The sequence below is a fragment of the Bradyrhizobium sp. USDA 4454 genome, from assembly GCF_054822705.1.
Genome location: NZ_JBTRCN010000001.1, coordinates 5797391 through 5816635 on the forward strand (window position 1 = coordinate 5797391; position 19245 = coordinate 5816635).

Annotated in this window: 19 protein-coding genes; 13 read left to right on the forward strand and 6 right to left on the reverse strand. The window is 65.7% G+C overall.

All coding sequences use genetic code 11. From position 1 onward, the window contains the following. Nucleotides 1-135: 135 nt before the first annotated feature. Both puuE and ACVIW0_RS26905 read right to left on the reverse strand, forming a co-directional pair. Nucleotides 136-1074 carry an allantoinase PuuE gene (puuE, locus tag ACVIW0_RS26900; protein WP_461355101.1) on the reverse strand — a complete coding sequence of 313 codons (939 nt, stop codon included), beginning with the start codon at nucleotides 1072-1074 and terminating at the stop codon, nucleotides 136-138. Between the two features lies 1 nt (nucleotide 1075). Continuing rightward, on the reverse strand, nucleotides 1076-1489 hold the full coding sequence (locus ACVIW0_RS26905; protein WP_021077459.1) for a DUF3830 family protein: 414 nt from the start codon (nucleotides 1487-1489) through the stop codon (nucleotides 1076-1078). Nucleotides 1490-1689: 200 nt separating this feature from the next. Between ACVIW0_RS26905 and ACVIW0_RS26910 the strand changes: the two genes are divergently transcribed. Continuing rightward, a complete protein-coding gene (locus tag ACVIW0_RS26910) occupies nucleotides 1690-2424 on the forward strand; it encodes an SDR family NAD(P)-dependent oxidoreductase (protein WP_461355102.1) in 735 nt (244 codons plus the stop codon). 322 nt (nucleotides 2425-2746) lie between these two features. Next, nucleotides 2747-2947 carry a hypothetical protein gene (locus ACVIW0_RS26915; protein WP_461355103.1) on the forward strand — a complete coding sequence of 67 codons (201 nt, stop codon included), beginning with the start codon at nucleotides 2747-2749 and terminating at the stop codon, nucleotides 2945-2947. 26 nt (nucleotides 2948-2973) lie between these two features. On the opposite strand, the gene ACVIW0_RS26920 is transcribed toward ACVIW0_RS26915, so the two are convergent. The 3 genes from ACVIW0_RS26920 to ACVIW0_RS26930 form a co-directional block, all read right to left on the reverse strand. Continuing rightward, nucleotides 2974-3864 carry an aldose 1-epimerase family protein gene (locus tag ACVIW0_RS26920; protein ID WP_461355104.1) on the reverse strand — a complete coding sequence of 297 codons (891 nt, stop codon included), beginning with the start codon at nucleotides 3862-3864 and terminating at the stop codon, nucleotides 2974-2976. A gap of 120 nt (nucleotides 3865-3984) precedes the next feature. Continuing rightward, nucleotides 3985-4752, reverse strand: a complete 768-nt coding sequence (locus ACVIW0_RS26925; protein ID WP_461355105.1) for an enoyl-CoA hydratase-related protein — start codon at nucleotides 4750-4752, stop codon at nucleotides 3985-3987. A gap of 70 nt (nucleotides 4753-4822) precedes the next feature. After that, nucleotides 4823-5257 (reverse strand): MarR family winged helix-turn-helix transcriptional regulator, encoded by a 435-nt coding sequence (locus ACVIW0_RS26930; protein WP_461355106.1) that lies wholly within the window; start codon nucleotides 5255-5257, stop codon nucleotides 4823-4825. Nucleotides 5258-5490: 233 nt separating this feature from the next. Here ACVIW0_RS26930 and ACVIW0_RS26935 point away from each other — a divergent pair, with 233 nt between their 5' ends. The 8 genes from ACVIW0_RS26935 to ACVIW0_RS26970 all read left to right on the forward strand — a co-directional run bounded on the left by ACVIW0_RS26935 (nucleotide 5491) and on the right by ACVIW0_RS26970 (nucleotide 13953). Then, entirely contained in the window at nucleotides 5491-6390 is a 900-nt protein-coding gene (locus ACVIW0_RS26935) for a CHAD domain-containing protein (protein WP_461355107.1), read from the forward strand. 157 nt (nucleotides 6391-6547) lie between these two features. After that, nucleotides 6548-6820, forward strand: coding sequence for a helix-turn-helix domain-containing protein (locus ACVIW0_RS26940; protein ID WP_461355108.1), 273 nt, complete (start codon nucleotides 6548-6550; stop codon nucleotides 6818-6820). Further along, nucleotides 6817-8832 carry a hydrogenase 4 subunit B gene (hyfB, locus tag ACVIW0_RS26945; RefSeq protein ID WP_461355109.1) on the forward strand — a complete coding sequence of 672 codons (2016 nt, stop codon included), beginning with the start codon at nucleotides 6817-6819 and terminating at the stop codon, nucleotides 8830-8832. The genes ACVIW0_RS26940 and hyfB overlap by 4 nt, the downstream gene beginning before the upstream one ends. Beyond that, the gene (locus ACVIW0_RS26950; protein WP_461355110.1) at nucleotides 8823-9779 is read left to right on the forward strand and encodes a respiratory chain complex I subunit 1 family protein; all 957 of its coding nucleotides are present in this window, start codon (nucleotides 8823-8825) and stop codon (nucleotides 9777-9779) included. Before hyfB ends, ACVIW0_RS26950 begins: the two co-directional genes overlap by 10 nt. After that, on the forward strand, nucleotides 9779-10441 hold the full coding sequence (locus ACVIW0_RS26955; RefSeq protein ID WP_461355111.1) for a hydrogenase-4 component E: 663 nt from the start codon (nucleotides 9779-9781) through the stop codon (nucleotides 10439-10441). Before ACVIW0_RS26950 ends, ACVIW0_RS26955 begins: the two co-directional genes overlap by 1 nt. Continuing rightward, nucleotides 10438-11886, forward strand: a complete 1449-nt coding sequence (locus tag ACVIW0_RS26960) for a hydrogenase 4 subunit F (RefSeq protein WP_461355112.1) — start codon at nucleotides 10438-10440, stop codon at nucleotides 11884-11886. Before ACVIW0_RS26955 ends, ACVIW0_RS26960 begins: the two co-directional genes overlap by 4 nt. 15 nt (nucleotides 11887-11901) lie before the next feature. Next, nucleotides 11902-13413, forward strand: a complete 1512-nt coding sequence (locus ACVIW0_RS26965; protein ID WP_461355113.1) for a hydrogenase large subunit — start codon at nucleotides 11902-11904, stop codon at nucleotides 13411-13413. Nucleotides 13414-13425: 12 nt separating this feature from the next. Further along, entirely contained in the window at nucleotides 13426-13953 is a 528-nt protein-coding gene (locus ACVIW0_RS26970) for an NADH-quinone oxidoreductase subunit B family protein (RefSeq protein ID WP_461355114.1), read from the forward strand. Nucleotides 13954-14169: 216 nt separating this feature from the next. Here the strand turns inward: ACVIW0_RS26970 and ACVIW0_RS26975 are convergent, their stop codons facing one another. Further along, nucleotides 14170-15180, reverse strand: a complete 1011-nt coding sequence (locus ACVIW0_RS26975) for a LacI family DNA-binding transcriptional regulator (protein ID WP_461355115.1) — start codon at nucleotides 15178-15180, stop codon at nucleotides 14170-14172. Nucleotides 15181-15276: 96 nt separating this feature from the next. Between ACVIW0_RS26975 and ACVIW0_RS26980 the strand changes: the two genes are divergently transcribed. The 3 genes from ACVIW0_RS26980 to ACVIW0_RS26990 all read left to right on the forward strand — a co-directional run bounded on the left by ACVIW0_RS26980 (nucleotide 15277) and on the right by ACVIW0_RS26990 (nucleotide 19243). Next, complete coding sequence (locus tag ACVIW0_RS26980) at nucleotides 15277-16149, forward strand: phytanoyl-CoA dioxygenase family protein (RefSeq protein WP_461355116.1); 873 nt, start codon at nucleotides 15277-15279, stop codon at nucleotides 16147-16149. A gap of 76 nt (nucleotides 16150-16225) precedes the next feature. Next, nucleotides 16226-17569 (forward strand): MFS transporter, encoded by a 1344-nt coding sequence (locus ACVIW0_RS26985; RefSeq protein ID WP_461355117.1) that lies wholly within the window; start codon nucleotides 16226-16228, stop codon nucleotides 17567-17569. Nucleotides 17570-17731: 162 nt separating this feature from the next. Continuing rightward, a complete protein-coding gene (locus ACVIW0_RS26990) occupies nucleotides 17732-19243 on the forward strand; it encodes a glycosyl hydrolase family 79 N-terminal domain-containing protein (RefSeq protein ID WP_461355118.1) in 1512 nt (503 codons plus the stop codon). Nucleotides 19244-19245 lie beyond the last annotated feature (2 nt).

Sequence of the window (19245 nt, forward strand, 5' to 3'; positions counted from 1 at the left end):
GCCTGCTCCCGCATTGCAGGTCGCTAACGCACGGAATCCGCGATCGCTTCAGACATTCGTGCAACGCAGCAATTCACCTGATGCATTTCGGGTGAGCTGAAAGCCTGCTTCAAACCGATGGTAGTGGAACCGGGGCTAGCCGATCTCGAACGCCTCCGCGGCGAGATGCTTCAGATTGGCGTGCCAATGCTCGGCGATCGCGAGCCGGGTCGGCACCCAGACGTGCTCGTGCTTCTGGATGTAGTCGAGGAAGCGCATCAGCGCGGCGGCGCGGCCGGGGCGGCCGACGACGCGGCAATGCAGGCCGACCGACATCATTGCAGGTCGCGTCGCGCCCTCCGCATAAAGCACGTCAAAACTGTCCTTCAGATAGGTGTAGAACTCGTCGCCGCCGCCAAAGCCCTGCGCGTTGATGAAGCGCATGTCGTTGGCATCGAGCGTGTACGGGATCACGAGATGCGGCTCGGTGCTATCAGCCTTGATCCAGTACGGCAGATCATCGGCGTAGGAATCGCAGAGATAACGCAGGCCGCCCGCCTCCATCAGAAGCCGCAGCGTGTTGATCGAGGAACGGCCGGTGTACCAGCCGAGCGGGCGCGCGCCGGTCGCCTCGGTGTGCACGGCAATCGCACGTGCGATCTCCGCGCGCTCCTCGTCCTCCGACATGTCCTTGTGCTCGATCCAGCGCAGGCTGTGGCTGGCGATATCCCAGCCGGCCTCCTGCATCGCGGCCACCACATCCGGATTGCGCTTCAGCGCCATCGCGACGCCGAACACCGTCGCAGGCAGCTTGCGCTCGGTGAACATCCGCCACAGCCGCCAGAACCCGGCGCGCGAGCCATATTCGAACATGGTCTCGATATTGGCGTGACGCTGGCCGACCCAGGGCTGCGCACCCAGCACGTCGGACAGAAACGCTTCCGAGGCGCGATCGCCGTGCAGGATGTTGTTCTCGCCGCCCTCCTCGAAATTGACCACAAACTGCACGGCGACGCGCGCGGCGTCGGGCCATTTCGGATCGGGCGGATTGCGGCCGTAGCCGCGGAGATCGCGCGGATAGCGGGCCTCGGTCACATCAGATTTCCTCGAAGCGGATGTTCTGCGCGCCCTTCCACAGCACGGTCTTGCCGAAGGCTGTGAGGTTCTCCAGCCCCGAGGTCAGCGTGATGAAATGATTGCCGGCGAGCTGGCCCATCTTGCTGGCGAAATGCACGCCGCCATAGGCGAGCAGGATCTCGGTCTCGCTGATGCCGCCGGGATAGAGGATGATCTGGCCCGGCGCCGGATAGCTGGTGTGGTTCTCGTAGGAGACTCCGAAATCGAGATCGCCGAGCGGCATCCAGACGCCCTCGCCGCTCCAGCGCACATGGATCGCCTGGCTCTCGAACGGCATCGCCTTGCGGAACGCGGCGACCGTCTTCGGCGCGAGCTGTTCCTCGAAACGGGCGTCAAAGGTGAAATCGCCGGCGCGGACAATCAGTTTGCTCATCGGACTCTCGTGGGTAGGCTGAAAGGAGTGATGTTCCAACCATTGCCGCCGGTCCGCGCCGGACGCAAGGCCGATTCCGGCCCGGAACGCCGGTTTTTTGGCCGCAAGGGCGTCCGCCGCAACGCAGATTTGAGCAGGGTTGCGTTGCACCGCGCCGCCCGCTCTGCGAACGTGACGGCGCTCGCACAGGAGGACGGTGGATGACGACCAACAGTCTGCACGGACATGTGGCGCTGGTGACCGGCGGCTCGCGCGGCATCGGTGCGGCCATCGTCAAGATGCTGGCGGATGCCGGCGCCGCCGTCGCGATCAATTATCGCGAGCGCTCGGCCGAGGCGGAGACGCTGGCGAAGGGCATCACCGCCGCGGGCGGCCGGGCTGTCGCTGTCGCCGCCGACGTCTCGGACGCGGCCGCCGTCGCGGGCCTGGTTGCGCGCGCCAAGTCCGAGCTCGGCCCGATCGACATCCTCGTCAACAATGCCGGCATTGCGATCGTCAAGGGTGTCGACGACCTCACGGAAGAGGATTTCGACCGCACCATCGCAGTTAATCTCAAATCGGCGTTTCTCTGCACGCAGGCCGTGCTGCCGATGATGCGCACCCGGACATGGGGCCGCATCGTCAACATCTCCTCCGGCGCGGCGCGTGGCGCCGGCTCGATCGGGCCGCACTACAACGCATCCAAGGCCGCGATGGAGGGCATGACCCGCGGCTATGCCGCGCGCCTCGTCAAGGAAGGCATCACCGTCAACGCGGTGGCGCCGTCGCTGATCGAGACCGACATGATGAAGGGACAGAGCGAGCTGGTCAGCCGCATTCCGATCGGCCGTTTCGGCACCGCCGAGGAGGTCGCGCAGGCGGTGATGCTCTTGGTCAACAGTCCCTATATGACCGGACAGACCATCGCGATGAGCGGCGGCATGGCGTTCAACTAGCGCGTGATGAATTTGGACCGAATCGGTTTGGCAGCGGATTCGCTTTACCTCTCCCCAGCGGGGAGAGGTCGATTTGCGCAGCAAATCGGGTGAGGGGCCGCAGCGCTAACGAGAGACCGCAATCCCTCACCCGGCGCTACGCGCCGACCTCTCCCAAAGGAGAGGTGAAGCACCGCCGTCGATCCTAGTCTCACCATGCTCAAGGGTTCCCGAGCCACGACAGCGCCATCGATCGGTTCAGCCTGACTGTCATCAAACCATGGCAGGAACTGTGCTTGGCTGCGACCGTTGTCGCTTGGCGAAACCGGATTTGGAGCCTGTCGTGATCGATCCGAAAACGCTTCTCGAACGCGCGGCGCAGCTCGCCGACCAGGCCAAGGGCGAGGAAGACAGCGGCATCCGCGAGCGGCTGTTGCGGATGGCCGAGCACTATCGCGATCTCGCCGCGCATGAGGCTTGGGCACACGAAAATCCGCCGTCGGTCGGCGCACTCACCAACGCGCTCGGCAGCCGCACGGATTGAGTTGATCGCGCCGGCAACGTCTTCCGTCAGCTCACGCGAATGCGGTAGCCGAGCGACTGACGTGCGCCCGGCGCGATCTGCATCAGGCCGGGCTTGTCGGCGAACTCGCCATCGAACTCCGCCGGACTGGCAAAACCGTGCCATGGTTCGATGCACAGGAACGGCGCACCGCCGACCTTCGACCAGACGCCAAGCTCGCGAAAGCCGCGCCATGACATTTCGATCGCCGGGCCTTGCGTGGCTGCAGCCGGGCCCCGTGTCGCCGCGAAAAGGATCGATGTACTTGCGACCTGGTCGAAGACCATCGCGTCGTCATCGAACAGCTCCTCCGACAGCGCAAGCGTTCTACCCTTGACCGGATTGGGTTCAGGCTGCCGCCGCATCAATCCATCCTTCAACCGCCGGATCGGCGCGGGTTCAGTCTTGCCGAAGGTCAGCGTGTAAGCCTCCTTCGGCAGGCCCGGCACCAGCGGCCAATTGAACGCGGGATGACCGCCGAGCGAGGCCGGCAGCATCTCGTCACCGGTGTTGACGATGTCGAAGGCAACGTCGAGATCGGCGCCGTCAACCGTGTAGGTGACCTCTAGCCTGAACCCGAAAGGGTAGCGTGCGCGGGTTTCCGCATCGTCTGACAGCGCGAGCTTGCAGGACTGGGCCCCCTGCTCCGCCCAGGCAAAGCGGCGGTCCCGCGCAAAGCCGTGCTGCGTCATCGGATAGGTCTTGCCGTTGTGACGCAGCGTGTCGTTCTTCAACCGGCCGACGATCGGGAACAGGATCGGCGCATGGCGCGGCCATTGCGGACCGGCCTGCCACAACAGCTCCCTCCCTTCGGCATTCCTCAGCGACGACAATTCGGCGCCCTCGGCCTGAATGGTCGCGGCGATTCCATCGCCGCGCAGGGTGTGACTGTCGCTCATGCCTCGCCTCGCCGGGTTCGTTATGCCCCCGACACGGGATGTTCGATGCTGATGACGCCGTCAACCCCAAAGCCATGGGGCCGCGCGCGGCGGCCCCATGGCGGCTTACCCGGCGATCTTTTACCCGGCGATCTTGGAGAAATCCGGCGGGCGGCGCTCGGCGAAGGCGGCAAACGCCTCGCGTGCTTCCGCGCTCTTCAGGCGCTCCTGGAAGATTTCGCCCTCGCGCGCCATCTGCGCGCTGATTTTGGCGGGATCGCGCATCAGCGCCTTGGTGTGCTGGAGCGAGCCGAACGGCCGCTTCGCCAATGCATCCGCCGCGGCACGTGCCCTGGCACGGAGATCCGTCAGCGGCACCACCGCATTGGCGAGGCCGATCGAGACCGCGGTCTCCGCCTCGACCGGCTCGCCGAGCGCGAACATCGCATAGGCCCGCGCATAGCCGATGCGCTGCGGCAGCAGATAGGTCGACGCCGCCTCCGGCACCAGCGCGAGATTGACGAACGGCGTGATCAGCCGCGCGGTCGGCGCGAGATAGACGAGGTCGCAATGCAGCAGCATGGTGGTGCCGATGCCGACCGCATTGCCCTGCACCGCGGCAACCAGCGGCCGCGTCGCCTTGGCAAGACAGCTAAGGAAGCGCGAGACGTGACGCTCGCCCTGTACACCGCGCGACACCGCCGCGAAATCGGCAAGATCGTTGCCCGCGGTGAAGCTGTCGCCGTCGCCCTGGATCAGCACCGCGCGGATTGCGGGATCGCTTTCCGCGCGTTCGAGCGCGTCGGCCATCGCGCCATACATCGCATTGGTGATCGCATTCTTCTTGTCCGGACGCGCCATCGTCACGGTGAGAACGCCATTGTCCAGCGTCACGACCACTTCACTCATGTCTCACTCCTTTGCTTGCTTCCTGTTTGACGCGGTTTCTGCACGCGAACTCGCTTCGCCTGAAAACGCCCTAGTCTTCTTTGTCCTTCGGAAATTTCCCTTGCAGGCTGCTCAACCAGCGCGACACCACGTCGATCTCGGCTTCCGAAAATCCGTCCATCAGGCGGTTGTTGATCACCCTGGTCCGCGCCGCCGCGCGCTTGCCGAGCTCCTGTCCCGCCACGGTGAGATAGAGCCGCTGGCTGCGCCCGTCCTCGCCATCGCGGCGGCGCTTGACGAGGCCCGCACGCTCCATCCGGTCGGCGAGCCCGGTCATCGCCGACGGCACGATGTCGAGTGCCTGCGAGACGTCGCCGATCAGCGCGCCGTCGTTGCGCCCGAGAAAGAACAGCACGCCGGCCTGGGCCGACGTCAGGTCATGCGCGGCCGTCTCCTGATCGATGGCGCGCTGCAGCCGCCGGTAGGCCACGGTCAGAAGAAAGATCAGCCGGTGTTCCGCTTTCATATCCCTGTTATATATTTCGCATGCGAAATATCAAGATATTTCGCGCGCGAAGTATCTTGCGGTGCGAGCGGTTCAGCCCTCTTGACCGCTTTGGTTGCGACATTTTGATCGCGTCGCCGGATCGCTGCATTGCGCTCCGGCAGAAAACCCTTGATCGACACCGACCAAACGGGAAATCTCCGATCCGGGAGCCGCACGTCGCATTGCTGCTCCGGCGGCGCCACGGGAGTGTCATGACGTCAGCGGTCAGTCCGGACCGGGAGCGTATTGTCCGCCCGAAGCGGCCGCGCCATCTCAGCGAAGCCATGCGTTGTGAGACCGCGTTTCGCCTGATCCTGTCTGAATGCCTCGAGGAAGTCGCGATCAACCATGAAGCCGTGAGCTCCGGAGATTCCGCCGCGCTCCACCAGACCCGTATCGCCCTGACGCGGCTGAAGGCAGCAATCGCCTTCTACCGCCCGATGGTCGCGGACAGCGAATGGACGCGGCTGAAATCCGAGCTGAAATGGCTGAGCGCCCATCTCGGCGCGACGCGCGACCTCGACGTCGCGATCGAGAACAGCAAGGGCCTGCCCGAACAGCAGATGCTCGAGACCGCGCGAACCGACGCGTTCGAAGCCCTTAAGGAGGCGCTGCAAAGCGACCGTTACTGGCAATGGTTCGACGGCATGTGGGACTGGGTCGGCAGCGGCCCCTGGACCGCGCGGCAAGACCGCCGCGCCGCGCAGCGGCGGGCCGTGCCGGTCGCGGTGTTTCACGCGCGCCGGTTGGCGCGGTGGCATGGCAAATTGTGCCAGAAGAGCCGCGGGCTGCAGGGCATGGGCAAGAACAAGCGCCACCGCGTCCGGCTCGCCAGCAAGCGGCTGCGCTACGCCATCGAGTTCTCCGAGGGCGGCCTGCCCCCCGACGAATACGCATCATGGCGCAATGTGCTGAAGCAACTGCGCAAGGGACAGCAATTGCTCGGCGAGTTGAACGATCACGAGGTCCGTCGCAAGCTGGTCGAGAACGCCGACGCGCTCGTGAAACGCGCCGAGGAGCGCAAGGCCAAGCACCAGCGCGTGCATGCGCGGAAGCGCAAGAGCCACCTGCTGCGCCGCGCCGCGGCGGTCTACCGGAAGATCGCCGAATAAGCGCGCATCGGCGGATTTCCATTGGCGTGTCCCACCGCACAAAGGCCTTGCCTAAAGTTGATGTATTAAACATCACTTATTGCCATTGTAACATCACTACTTGTTGTGCATAAATGACATTCAAACAAACGCGAATCTCAGTCGACGGCCTCAATCGATGATCACCGCGGCCCAGCTACGAGCGGCCAGAGCCTTGCTTGGCATCGACCAACGGCAGCTCGCCGAACTGTCCGGACTTTCGGTGCCAACCATCCAACGCATGGAGGCGAGCGAGGGTACCATTCGAGGCAATGTCGATTCGCTGGTGAAACTGATCGACGCGCTCGGCACGGCCGGCGTCGAGGTCATCAACGAGGGGGCCGTCAGCAGCGCCGGCGGCCGCGGCGTACGATTGAAGGCCGGACCGGGCTCACCGAAGGTGCAGACATGATCCCGGCGGTCACTCAGCAGATGTGGTGTGTCGCCGCGCTGCTGGGAACGACCGCTCTCGCGATCGCATCGAGCAGATCGCGCCGATCGACGGCCCTGGTCTACGGCGCGACCTTTGCGATTTCACTGGTCGCATTGGCCGGGGCGCTGTTCTCGCTCATCGCCCACGCCGGCGCGACCGAACTGACCCTGCCGATCGGCTTGCCATGGCTGGGATCGCATTTCCGCCTCGACGCGCTCGCCGCGTTCTTCCTCGCGGTGGTCAATCTCGGCGGCGCCGCGGCAAGTCTTTATGGCCTCGGCTACGGCAGCCACGAATCCGCGCCACAGCGCATTCTTCCCTTCTTTCCGGCGTTCCTGGCCGGGATGAATCTCGTCGTGCTTGCCGACGATGCGTTCACCTACCTGCTGTGCTGGGAATCCATGTCGCTCGCGTCGTGGGCGCTCGTCATGACGCACCACCGTGACCCGGACAATGCCCGGGCGGGCTACGTCTATCTCGTGATGGCGAGTTTCGGAACGCTGGCTTTGTTGCTCGCCTTCGGGCTGCTGGCGGGAGCCGGCGGCGGCTACGGCTTTGCGGCGATCCGCAACGCCCAGCATGCACCGTCCGAAGCCTCATTGGTGCTCGCGCTGATGCTGCTCGGTGCCGGATCGAAAGCCGGCCTGGTCCCGTTGCACGTATGGCTGCCGCTGGCCCATCCGGCGGCACCGAGCCACGTCTCGGCGCTGATGAGCGGCGTGATGACGAAGGTCGCCATCTACGGCTTCATCCGGGTGGTGTTCGATCTGCTCGGGCCGCCCAGCTGGTCGGCGGGTGTCGTCGTGCTGATCCTGGGCGGCGCGACCGCCGTGATGGGAATTCTCTACGCGCTGATGGAGAAGGATCTCAAGCGCCTGCTCGCCTACAGCACGATCGAGAACATCGGCGTCATCTTCGCAAGCCTCGGCCTGGCGCTGGCGTTTCAGGCGAACGGCTTCGGCCTGGCGGCGGCTCTCGCCTTCACGGCCGCATTGTTCCACGTGCTCAACCACTCATTCTTCAAGAGCCTGCTGTTCTTCGGAGCCGGCGCCGTGCTGACATCGACCGGCGAACGCGACATGGACAGGCTCGGCGGCCTGATCCACCGCATGCCGCTCACGAGCTTCGTCTTTCTGGTCGGCTGCGTCGCGATCTCCGCCCTTCCGCCGTTCAACGGGTTCGTATCGGAGTGGCTGATGTTTCAGGCCGTCCTGCAGAGCCCCGATCTGCCGCAATGGATGCTGAAGATCATGGTGCCCGCGGTCGGCGCCTTGCTGGCGCTCGCCGCGGCGCTCGCCGCCGCCTGCTTCGTCAAAGCCTTCGGAATCACCTTCCTCGGGCGGGCGCGGAGCCCGGCCGCGGAAGCCGCCGGCGAGGTCGATCGCTATTCGCTCGCAGCGATGTTCGGTCTCGCCGCGCTGTGCTTTCTCGCCGGCATTCTGCCGGGCCTGGTGATTGACGCGCTCTCGCCGGTGGCGCGGGCCGTTATCGGCCATCGGATGCCGGTTCAGAGCAACGACGCCTGGCTCTCGATCGTTCCGATCGAGGAGAGCCGCAGCTCCTACAACGGATTGCTCGTCTTTGCTTTCATCACCGCCGCCGCCTCGCTTGCGGTGTATGTCATCCATCGCTTTGCGTCGCGCGCGCTGCGGCGCGGACCTGCCTGGGGCTGCGGCTTCACCGATCCGACGCCGGCGGCGCAGTATTCCGGAGCGAGCTTCGTCCAACCGATCCGCCGTGTCTTCGGCACGCTGATCTTCCAGACCCGCGAGCATGTCGACATGCCCGCACCGGGTGAGCTGCGGCCGGCGCGTTTCCAGCTCGATATGCACGATCTGGTCTGGGAGCGGCTGTACACGCCGTTGACCGAAGCGGTGTGGTTCCTCGCCGATCGGCTGAACCAGCTCCAGTTCCTGACCATCCGCCGCTATCTCAGCCTGGTCTTCGCAACCCTCGTCACACTGCTGCTGGTGCTCGCGATATGGTCGTGATCTCGGACATCTTGGTTCAGCTTTGCCAGATGGCGCTTGTGCTGCTGCTCGCGCCGCTCCTGACCGGCGTCGTGCGCAAGATCAAGGCTCGCCTGCTGCGCCGCAGGGGCGCGTCGATCTTCCAGCCCTACCGCGACCTGCTGCGGCTTCTACGCAAGGAGGTCGTGCTCGCCGAGAATGCCTCCTGGCTGTTCCGCGTCACGCCCTATGTGACGTTCGCGGCGATCTGGGTCGCCGCAGCGCTGGTCCCGACATTCGCGTCCGGCCTTGAATTCAGCTGGAGTGCCGACCTGATCGCGGTCGTCGCCCTGCTCGGCAGCGCGCGCTTCTTCCTCGCGCTTGCCGGCATGGATGTCGGCACCAGCTTCGGCGGCATCGGCTCCAGCCGCGAGGTGATGATCGCCGCGCTCGCCGAGCCGGCCATGTTGTTGATGGTGTTCTGCGTCGCGCTCATCGCCGGCTCGACCCAGCTGTCGACGGTCGCGACCTTCATGGCGTCATCCGAAGTGGGACTGCGCGTTTCGCTCGGCATGGCGATGATCGCACTGATCATGGTGGCGCTGGCCGAGAATGCCCGCATTCCGGTCGACAACCCGGCGACGCATCTGGAGCTGACCATGGTGCACGAGGCGATGATCCTGGAGTATTCCGGGCGTCACCTCGCCATGATCGAGTTCGGCGCCTTCCTCAAGCTGCTGCTCTATGTCTCCCTGATCATCTGCGTGTTCTTCCCGTGGCAGATCACCACCGAAGGCGCGGGCCCGCTGTCCTATCTGGCGAGCACTGCCGCCTACACCCTCAAGCTTGCGGTCGCAAGCGTCCTGCTTGCCGTGTTCGAGACCGCGACCGCGAAGGTACGGGTTTTCCGCGTCCCCGAGTTCCTCGGCGCCGCCCTGATGCTCGGCCTGCTCGGCACCCTGCTTCGGTTCGTGTCACGGGGCTTCTGATGCACAACCTCGCCTTCGACATCGCCCATCTGCTCGCCGGCGGGCTCGTCCTGATCAGCTTCATGATGCTGTACCAGGATCGCCTGTATGCGCTGCTGAACATCTTCGCGCTTCATGCGGTGGTGCTCGCGTTGTCCGTGGCCTGGCAGGCCTTCATCCAGAACGCGCCGCATCTCTACGTGACGGCGGTGATCGCGCTGCTGTTCAAGGCGATCATCATCCCGGTGGCGCTGCACCGGATCGTCAAGCAGCTCGGCATCCATCGCGATATCGAGACCGCGGTGGGCATCGGCCCGACCATGCTGGCAGGCATGGGGCTCGTCGCCCTCTCCATGGTGCTGATGCTGCGCGTGACCGGCGCGGCCGATCCGCTGGCGAGGGAGGACCTCGCCTTCGCGCTGTCGGTGGTGCTGTTGGGATTGCTCGTCATGGTGACGCGGCGCAACGCCGTCAGCCAGGTGGTCGGCTTCATGTCGCTGGAGAACGGACTGGTGCTGGCCGCAACCGGCGCCAAGGGCATGCCGCTCGTCGTGGAAATCAGCGTCGCGTTTTCGATCCTGATCGCGTTCATCGTCATCGGCGTGTTCCTGTTCCGGATTCGGGAGCGGTTCGACACCGTCGACGTCGGCGCGCTCGATGAATTCAGGGGAGAACGGCGATGAACGCGGCGTCCGATGCCGTCGTCTGGGTTCTGTTGATACCGATCTGCGCCGCGGCGGTGCTTGCGGTGCTGCCCGGCTACCGGCTGACCGCCGCGATCAATATCCTGGCCAGTCTCGGCACCTTGCTGGCCGCGCTGTCGCTGCTGGTCATCGCGCGCTCGCAGCCCGGCCAGTATCTCTTGATCGACGATCTCAACATCGTCTTCATCGTGCTCAACACCTTCGTGGGATTCACCACCAGCGTGTTCAGCGCGAGCTACATCGCCCACGAGCTCGAGACCGGACGGCTGACGCCGGGCTACCTGCGCTTCTACCATGCGATGTATCAGGTCATGATGTTCGGCATGAACCTCGCATTCGTGTCGAACAATATCGGCCTGATGTGGGTCGCGGTCGAGATCGCCACGCTCACCACCGTCCTGATGGTCGGCATCTACCGGACCCATGCGGCGCTGGAAGCGGCCTGGAAGTACTTCATCCTCGGCAGTGTCGGCATCGCGCTGGCGCTGTTCGGCACGATCCTGGTGTATATGGCCGCGCTGCCGGTGATCGGCGAAGGTCAGGACGCCATGGTGTGGACGGTGCTGATCAGCCGCGCGGCGACGTTCGATCCCGCGCTGCTCAACGTCGCCTTCATCTTCCTGCTGCTCGGCTACGGCACCAAGGTCGGCCTGGCGCCGCTGCACGCCTGGCTTCCGGATGCGCATGCCGAGGGCCCGACCCCGATCTCCGCCGTGCTGTCCGGCCTGCTGCTCAACGTGGCGCTCTATGCGGTGCTTCGCTTCAAGATCCTGCTCGCCACCAATCCGGATGCGATATCGCCGGGTCCGCTGATGGTGACGATGGGACTGACCTCGCTCTTGTTCGCGGCGTTCATGCTGTACCGCCGCCGCGACATCAAGCGGCTGTTTGCCTATTCCTCGATCGAGCACATGGGCATCATCGTGTTTGCGTTCGGGATGGGTGGTCCGCTTGCCAACTTTGCCGGCCTGCTGCACATGGTGATGCACAGCCTCACCAAATCGGGAATCTTCTACGCCGTCGGCCACATCGCGCAGGTGAAGGGCACGCAACGGATTGCCAACATTCGCGGCCTGACGGAAACCCATCCGGCACTCGGCTGGAGCCTCGTGATCGGCGTGGTCGCGATCGCCGGTCTGCCGCCGCTCGGCATCTTCATGAGCGAATTCCTCATCGTCAGCTCCACCTTTGCGCGCCAGCCGCTGCTCGCCATCCCTCTGGTGTTCGGCCTGCTGCTCGCCTTCGGCGCGCTGATCCTGCGCCTGACCAGCCTTGCGTTCGGCGAGCCGCGCGGCAATGCCGCGCCGGCGGATGCGTCCTATCTGCCGATGTTCGCGCATTTCGCGCTGGTACTGACCGCGGGCATCTACCTTCCGGGACCGCTGGTTGTCTGGTTCCAGCACGTCGCCAACCTTCTGGGTTAGCGGGGGAGAGCGGATATGCCGACATTGATCGATCTGATCCAGAGCGGCCACAAGGTCGAACGGCATCATCCCTGGTCGCGCGCGGTGGTGGATGGCGAGACCTGGCGCTCCGCTGCCGGCGCCCTTGCCGATGGCGGCTTGAGCCTGCTCGGGCTGTGGGGCGAACCCTCCAGCGTGCACATGGCGCTGCTCGATAGCCGCACGTCCGCAATCGGCGTGATCAGCCTGGAGTGTCCCGATCGCCAATTCCCTTCGGTCGCGGCCCATCATCTCCCGGCGCTTCGCCTGGAGCGCACCATCCATGATCTGTTCGGGCTGGTGGCCACGGGGACGCCGGATTCTCGTCCGTGGCTCGATCATGGCCGATGGCAAGTTCGCTTCCCGCTGGGCGAGCGTCTCGATGCATCGCCGGATGCCGCGCCTTATCGATTCCTTCCGGCCGAGGGAGACGGCCTGCACCAGATTGCCGTCGGCCCGGTCCATGCCGGCATCATCGAGCCCGGACATTTCCGCTTTACGGCGAGCGGCGAGACCGTCGTCCGCCTGGAGCAGCGGCTCGGTTACACCCATAAGGGCATCGAGGGATTGATGGCGGGGAGCACCGTGGAGCAGGCCGCGCGGCTCGCCGGCCGGGTTTCAGGCGACAGCACGGTCGCCTATGGGTTGGCATTCGCGCAGGCCGTCGAGGCCGCGCAGCGAATTGCGGTGCCGCCGCGCGCGCTCCTGCTCCGCGCACTGATGGCCGAGCTCGAACGGCTGGCCAACCATCTCGGCGACATCGGCGCGATCTGCAACGATGCTTCGTTCGCGCTGATGCAGGCGCATTGCGCCGTGCTGCGCGAGTCCACACTGCGCGCTGCCGACGCCGCATTCGGCCACCGCCTGATGCGCGACCTTGTCGTTGCCGGTGGCGTCGCGCGGGACATCGCCGGCGATGGATCCGGCGCAATCCGCGCCGCGCTCGACCAGATCCGCCGGCATTTCCCGGCGCTGATCGAACTCTACGACAACACCGCCTCATTGCAGGATCGCACGGTGACCACCGGCGTCGTTGCCCCGGCGCTCGCCCGGCAATTCGCCGCCGGCGGCTACGTCGGGCGGGCGAGCGGCCGCGATCATGATGCCCGGCGCACGCCCGGCTATCCCCCCTATGATGGCCTGCGTTTCGAAGTCCCGGTGCTCCGCGATGGCGACGTCAACGCGCGGGTCTGGATCAGGATCCGCGAAGTCGAGCAGAGCCTTGCGCTGGCAGACCAGATCCTCGCCGGGCTCGAGCCCGGCCCGGTCCGCGTGTCGCTGCAAGCTGCGACGGAGCCTCGCGAAGGCATGGCGCTGGTCGAAGGTTTCCGCGGCGATATCCTGGCCTGGCTGCGCCTGAACGGCGACCGGATCGAGCGATGTCATCTGCGCGATCCATCATGGTTTCAGTGGCCGCTGCTCGAGGCCGCCATCGAAGCCAACATCGTGGCGGACTTCCCCCTCTGCAACAAGTCGTTCAACTGCTCCTATTCAGGGCAGGACCTCTAAGGACTGGAAGCGATGCGCAAACTTCTACTCCAGGGCCTGTTTCGCCACCCCTTGACCGAGCAAGCGCCGCGGCCGGACGATGCTGCGCTTGCTGAGCTCGCGGCCATGGTCGGCCACACCGCCAGACGGCGCCTCGGCCGCAGCCTCTCGATCCGAGAGGTCGATGCAGGCTCGTGCAACGGATGCGAGCTGGAAATTCATGCACTGAACAATGCGTATTACGACGTCGAACGGTTCGGCATCCGGTTCGTCGCCTCGCCCCGCCACGCGGACGTCCTGCTCGTCACGGGTCCCGTCACGAAGAACATGCGCGAAGCGCTGGAGCACACCTATCGTGCGACCCCCGATCCCAAATGGGTCGTCGCCGTGGGCGATTGCGCGAGGGATGGCGGATGCTTCGCCGGCAGCTACGCGGTGGTGGGCGGGGTCTCAGCGGTTGTTCCGGTCGATCTCCACATTCCGGGGTGCCCTCCTTCGCCGATGGCCATTCTACGTGGCCTGATCGCCTTGCTCGAGGCGGCGGACACCGGCGTACGCTAAGGCGGAATGAGTTTTGATTGAATCGGCTTGGCGCGCTCTTGGTTCACCTCTCCCCGCCGGGGAGAGGTCGGATTGCGAAGCAATCCGGGTGAGGGCTCTTGCTCTCTCGATAGACCGTAACCCCTCACCCGATTTGCTGCGCAAATCGACCTCTCCCAAGGGAGAGGTGAACTTCCGACGCCATTGCACCTCAACCTAATCTGATCATGCTCTCGTCTAACCGCTGTCGCGCAGCACCAGTTCGAAACCGAGATCGATGCGGCGCTCGCCGCCGCGCTCGAGCGTCAGCGTCGCCGCGGTGCGGCCGATGGCGTCGCCGTGCACGCTGATCGTGCTGAGCGTCGGCGAGATCAGCCGGCCCATCTCGAGATCGCCAAGCCCGATCACGGCGACCGGCTGCGCCGATGCGGGCCCGTCGCGCAGCACTCCGGCCTTGCGCAGCCCCGACATGAAGCCGATCGCATGGGCATCGTTGGCGGCGAACACCGCATCGACACCGGGCAGCCGGGCATGCGCCGCCACGCTGCCGGAGTCCTTGCGATCGAGGATCAGCCGGCGCGGCTCGGCGAGACCGCTTGCCAGCGCCTCATCCCTGAAGCCGAGCCAGCGCCGCGTGCCGCGCGGATCGTCGCCGCCGATGAAGGCGAGCTGCTTGCGTCCCTGCACGACCAGATGCCTGGCGACGGCGACACCGGCCTTGTAATTGTCGAAGCCCGCTACCGCGTCGATCGGATTTGCCGGCAGGTCCCAGGTCTCGACGATCGGAATCCGCGCATTGCGCAGCAGGCGGCTGCCATCTTCGGTTGCCGGTGAGCCGACCATGATGATCGCCTCGGGCCGCCGCGACAGCAGCGCCGCCAGCATGCGATCCTCGCGCGCCGCGTCGTAGCGCGACTGCGCCAGGATCACCGAGAAGCCGAGCGGCTCGAGCTTGTCGGACAGGCCCTGCACGGTGTCGGCGAAGATCGAGTTGGCGATGGTCGGCACCAGCACGCCGACCGAATTGGTCCGCGCGCTGGCAAGCGCCCCCGCCACGAGGTTCGGCACATAGCCAAGATCGCGCATCGCCTGCTCGACCCTTGCCCTTGTCTCAGGGGCGACCAGATCGGGCATCCGCACAACCCGGCTCACCGTGATCGAGGAGACGCCGGCGCGCTTGGCCACCTCTGAAAGGGTGGGCGCGGCGCCGGCCGGGCCGGCGCCGCGGTCAGTCAGTTCGGAGCTCATGGGCTGGACCGTGCACGATTCCGGGTTGCCAAGCCATGATGTTAGCGCTAACATCGTTATGTTAGCGCTAACATAGAACAAAAAGGGAGAAACGGCATGATTTCGGACGAACAGGTCCAAGCCTACAAGCGCGACGGGGTGATCGTGATCCCCGAGGTGCTCAACCAGGAGACCCTCGCCAAGGTGCGCACGGTGCTCGCCGAGCTGGTGGCCGGGGCCGCCAGCGTGACCGAGCACACCGATGTCTACGACCTCGAGCCGGGCCACACCCCGGAGAACCCGCGCGTCCGCCGCATCAAGGCACCGCACAAGGTGCACCCGATCTTCGACGAGATCGTCCGCAGCCCAGCCGTGATCTCGATCCTGACCAGACTGATCGGCCCCGGCCTTCGCCTGCACGGCTCCAAGCTCAACATGAAATCGGCGCAATACGGCTCGCCGGTCGAATGGCACCAGGACTGGGCGTTCTATCCGCACACCAATGACGATATCCTCGCGATCGGCGTGCTGCTCGACGATTGCGATATCGAGAACGGCCCGATGCTGGTGACGCCGGGCACCCACACCGGCGCCACGATATGGGATCATCACGGCGAGGATGGCCACTTCGCAGGCCTGATCGATCCGGACCAGATCCAGGAGGAGATCAAGCGCGCGGTGCCCTGCATGGGCAAGGCCGGCAGCATGTCGTTCCACCACGTGCGCGCGCTGCACGGCTCGGCGACCAACACGTCGAACCGGCCGCGCAACCTGTTGCTCTACGAAGTCGCTGCCAGCGATGCCTGGCCGCTGATGGGCGTCAAGGATTTCGACGAGTTCAACAGCCGCCTGCTGGCGGGTCCGCCGGTGGTCGCACCGCGGCTGACCGACGTGCCGGTGCGGATGCCGCTGCCGCCGGCCAAACGGCAGGGATCGATCTACGAGACCCAGTCGGCGTCGAAGAAATCCTACTTCACGCGCGCCGCCTGAGACCTTCGACAACGTCCGCGGCCAGGCCGCGGGCGTTGCTTCTTTCAAGGCATAAAAACAGATAACGGGGAAACGAATGACCAAGATGGCAGATGGCGCCAGCAAATCGCGCCTGCGTGTGATTCTTGCCGCAAGCATCGGCTCCGCGCTCGAATGGTACGACTTCTTCCTCTACGGCACGGCCGCCGCGCTGGTGTTCGGCGAATTGTTCTTTCCAAAGAGCGATCCGGTGGTCGGCACGCTGCTGTCGTTCCTGACCTTCGGCGTCGGCTTCGTGGTGCGGCCGTTCGGCGGCCTGCTGTTCGGCATCCTCGGCGATCGCTATGGCCGCAAGCCGGTGCTGGTCGCAACGCTGCTGATGATCGGCATCGGCACCACCGCGATCGGCTTGCTGCCGACCTATGCGCAGATCGGCATCTGGGCGCCGTTGCTGCTGGTCGCGATGCGCGTCATCCAGGGTCTCGGCGCCGGCGCCGAGTACGGCGGCGCGGTGATCTACCTGGTTGAAAATGCGCCGCCGAAACATCGCGGCTTCTGGGGCGGCTTCGCGCCGCTCGGCGTCTCCGTCGGCAATCTGCTCGCCGCCGGCGCCTTCGCGCTGGTGACGATGCTGCCGCGCGAGCAGCTGATGGACTGGGGCTGGCGCCTGCCCTTCCTGGCAAGCTTCCTCCTGATCATCGTCGGCATCTTCGTCCGCATGCGAATCGCCGAGACGCCTGTCTATTCCGAGGCGGTGGTCGCGCGCGGCAAGGTCGAGAGCAATCCGGCGATGGAGGCGTTGCGCCGGCACCCGCGCAACTTCCTGGTCGTGCTCGGCGCCCGCATGGCCGAGAACGGGCTCGGCTATTTCTTCCCGGTATTTGGCCTCAGTTACGTGATCGCCACGCTCGGCGTGCCGAAAGCGGACGCGCTCAGCGCGCTGATGCTGGCCTTCACGGTCGAGCTGTTCGCGATCCTCGGCTTCGCCGCCTTGTCGGACCGGATCGGACGGCGGCCGGTCTACATGTTCGGTGCGCTGGCAGGCGTGGCGCTCGCCTTCCCGTTCTTCTGGATGGTCGGCACCAAGGAGTGGATCATGATCGCGCTCGCCTTCATGCTGGCCCGCGCCGTGGTGACGGCGGCGATGTTCGGGCCGCAGGCGGCGTATTTCGCCGAGCTGTTCCCGCCGCAGCGCCGCTTTGCCGGCTTCGCCTTCGCCCGCGAGCTCGGCTCGCTGCTGTCGGGCGGCCCGGCACCGTTCGTCGCCACCGCGCTGGTGGCGGCGTACGGCACCTGGTGGCCAGTCGCCTGCTACGCGATGGTCCTGTCGGCTTGCACCGTGGTTGCGATCTGGATCGGGCCGGAGACCTATCAGGAGAACATCGCGGCCGATGCGAGCGAGCAGGCCGAGCTGCCCGCCGCAATCCCGGCGCGGGCGTGATCAGCCTCTGGAATACTGGGTCCCCCGCTTTCGCGGGGGACGACCGCGGACGTCGGAGCCGACCGCATCGCGAACGAGCCGCAAGACCCGCGCCCGCATTGATTCAAACGCGCCGCGGCGGCACTCTGCAATTCACTGCAGTTCAGGACGCCGCGAGGAGCCGTGCGCAACCATCGCCGGGCCGCACTTCAACACCTCACGCGCATCGCCATCGCGGCGATTGCCGCCGGCGTCTGCATGCGGGTGATCGCGGCGGAACGAACGCTCGACGTCGCGACCATGCCGCGCGTCGCGACCATCGACTCGCGCTTCCAGTCCTACAACATCGAGATGGTCGAGGTGACCGGCGGGCGATTCTGGAAGCCGTATGCGGACGCCGGCGCACGCGCGAATGCAAGGGCGGAGTTGTACGCGGCGCGCACCCCGATCGATCTGCACGATGGCAGGCTGCGCAAGCTCGCCGCAGCGCTCTCGCCCGCCTATGTGCGCGTGAGCGGGACTTGGGCCAACAGCACGTTCTTTGCGGATACCGAGACGCCACCGGCGGCTCCGCCGATCGGCTTCAAAGGCGTGCTGACGCGACAGCAATGGCGGAACGTGATCGACTTCTCGCACGCGGTCGACGCGCCGATCGTCACCTCCTTTGCGATCAGCGGCGGCACGCGTGACGCCGCGGGGCGATGGACCCCCGAGCAGGCGCGGCAGCTGCTCGCCTTCACGCGATCGGCCGGCGGCCGGATCGCGGCAGCCGAGTTCATGAACGAGCCGGATCTTCCCGCGATCGGCGGCGCCCCCGATCACTACGATGCCGCGGCCTACGGCCGCGATTTTGCAACCTTCCGCGCCTTGATGAAGGACACCGCGCCCGACGTGATGATCCTCGGCCCCGGCACGATCGGCACCGGAGCGGATGCGCGCGCGCGCTTCGCCGTTTCGGCGGCCGGCATCGACGCGGTTTCCTACCACCACTATGGCGCGCTCTCGGCGCGATGCGGCGGCGATCGCACGGTGACGCAAGCCTTGTCGGATGAATGGCTGGCGCGAACCGGCAAGACATTCGCCATCGACCGGACGCTGCGCGACCGGCTTGCACCGAATAAGCCGATCTGGCTGACCGAGACCGCCGAGACCGCGTGCGGCGGCAACCGCTGGGCCGCAAGCTTCGCCGATACGTTCCGCTACCTCGATCAGCTCGGACGGCTCGCCAAGGCCGGCGTCCAAGTGGTGATGCACAACACGCTTGCCGCGAGCGACTACGGGCTGCTCGACGAGCGAAGCCATGTGCCGCGGCCGAACTACTGGGCCGCACTGTTGTGGCGACGGTTGATGGGCACCACCGTGCTTGACGCCGGCATTCCCGCGCAACCTGGTTTCCATGTCTATGCGCATTGCGCACGCGACATGCCCGATACAATCGCCTTGCTGGTCATCAACAATGACCGGCGCATGCCGCGCAGGTTGGCGCTGTCAGCCGCCGCGCAACGCTACACTTTGGCAAATGCAACGCCCGCCGACGGCACCGTTCAGCTCAACGGGAGCACGCTCGCGCTTGGCGCTTCCGACCAGATCCCGGCTCTGAACGGCGAGGCCGCGACAGCGGGAACGATCATCTTCTCGCCGGCAACGATCACCTTCCTGACCGTTGCCAGCGCAGGCAACGCGAATTGCCGGTAGCG

What these genes read in the sequence shown, in the direction of transcription:
- ACVIW0_RS26905 (WP_021077459.1), bottom strand. Translation starts at nt 1,489, where the DNA reads ATGAGCAAACTGATTGTCCGCGCCGGCGATTTCACCTTTGACGCCCGT.
- ACVIW0_RS26910 (WP_461355102.1), top strand. Translation starts at nt 1,690, where the DNA reads ATGACGACCAACAGTCTGCACGGACATGTGGCGCTGGTGACCGGCGGC.
- ACVIW0_RS26920 (WP_461355104.1), bottom strand. Translation starts at nt 3,864, where the DNA reads ATGAGCGACAGTCACACCCTGCGCGGCGATGGAATCGCCGCGACCATT.
- ACVIW0_RS26925 (WP_461355105.1), bottom strand. Translation starts at nt 4,752, where the DNA reads ATGAGTGAAGTGGTCGTGACGCTGGACAATGGCGTTCTCACCGTGACG.
- ACVIW0_RS26930 (WP_461355106.1), bottom strand. Translation starts at nt 5,257, where the DNA reads ATGAAAGCGGAACACCGGCTGATCTTTCTTCTGACCGTGGCCTACCGG.
- ACVIW0_RS26935 (WP_461355107.1), top strand. Translation starts at nt 5,491, where the DNA reads ATGACGTCAGCGGTCAGTCCGGACCGGGAGCGTATTGTCCGCCCGAAG.
- ACVIW0_RS26940 (WP_461355108.1), top strand. Translation starts at nt 6,548, where the DNA reads ATGATCACCGCGGCCCAGCTACGAGCGGCCAGAGCCTTGCTTGGCATC.
- hyfB (WP_461355109.1), top strand. Translation starts at nt 6,817, where the DNA reads ATGATCCCGGCGGTCACTCAGCAGATGTGGTGTGTCGCCGCGCTGCTG.
- ACVIW0_RS26950 (WP_461355110.1), top strand. Translation starts at nt 8,823, where the DNA reads ATGGTCGTGATCTCGGACATCTTGGTTCAGCTTTGCCAGATGGCGCTT.
- ACVIW0_RS26955 (WP_461355111.1), top strand. Translation starts at nt 9,779, where the DNA reads ATGCACAACCTCGCCTTCGACATCGCCCATCTGCTCGCCGGCGGGCTC.
- ACVIW0_RS26960 (WP_461355112.1), top strand. Translation starts at nt 10,438, where the DNA reads ATGAACGCGGCGTCCGATGCCGTCGTCTGGGTTCTGTTGATACCGATC.
- ACVIW0_RS26965 (WP_461355113.1), top strand. Translation starts at nt 11,902, where the DNA reads ATGCCGACATTGATCGATCTGATCCAGAGCGGCCACAAGGTCGAACGG.
- ACVIW0_RS26970 (WP_461355114.1), top strand. Translation starts at nt 13,426, where the DNA reads ATGCGCAAACTTCTACTCCAGGGCCTGTTTCGCCACCCCTTGACCGAG.
- ACVIW0_RS26975 (WP_461355115.1), bottom strand. Translation starts at nt 15,180, where the DNA reads ATGAGCTCCGAACTGACTGACCGCGGCGCCGGCCCGGCCGGCGCCGCG.
- ACVIW0_RS26980 (WP_461355116.1), top strand. Translation starts at nt 15,277, where the DNA reads ATGATTTCGGACGAACAGGTCCAAGCCTACAAGCGCGACGGGGTGATC.
- ACVIW0_RS26985 (WP_461355117.1), top strand. Translation starts at nt 16,226, where the DNA reads ATGACCAAGATGGCAGATGGCGCCAGCAAATCGCGCCTGCGTGTGATT.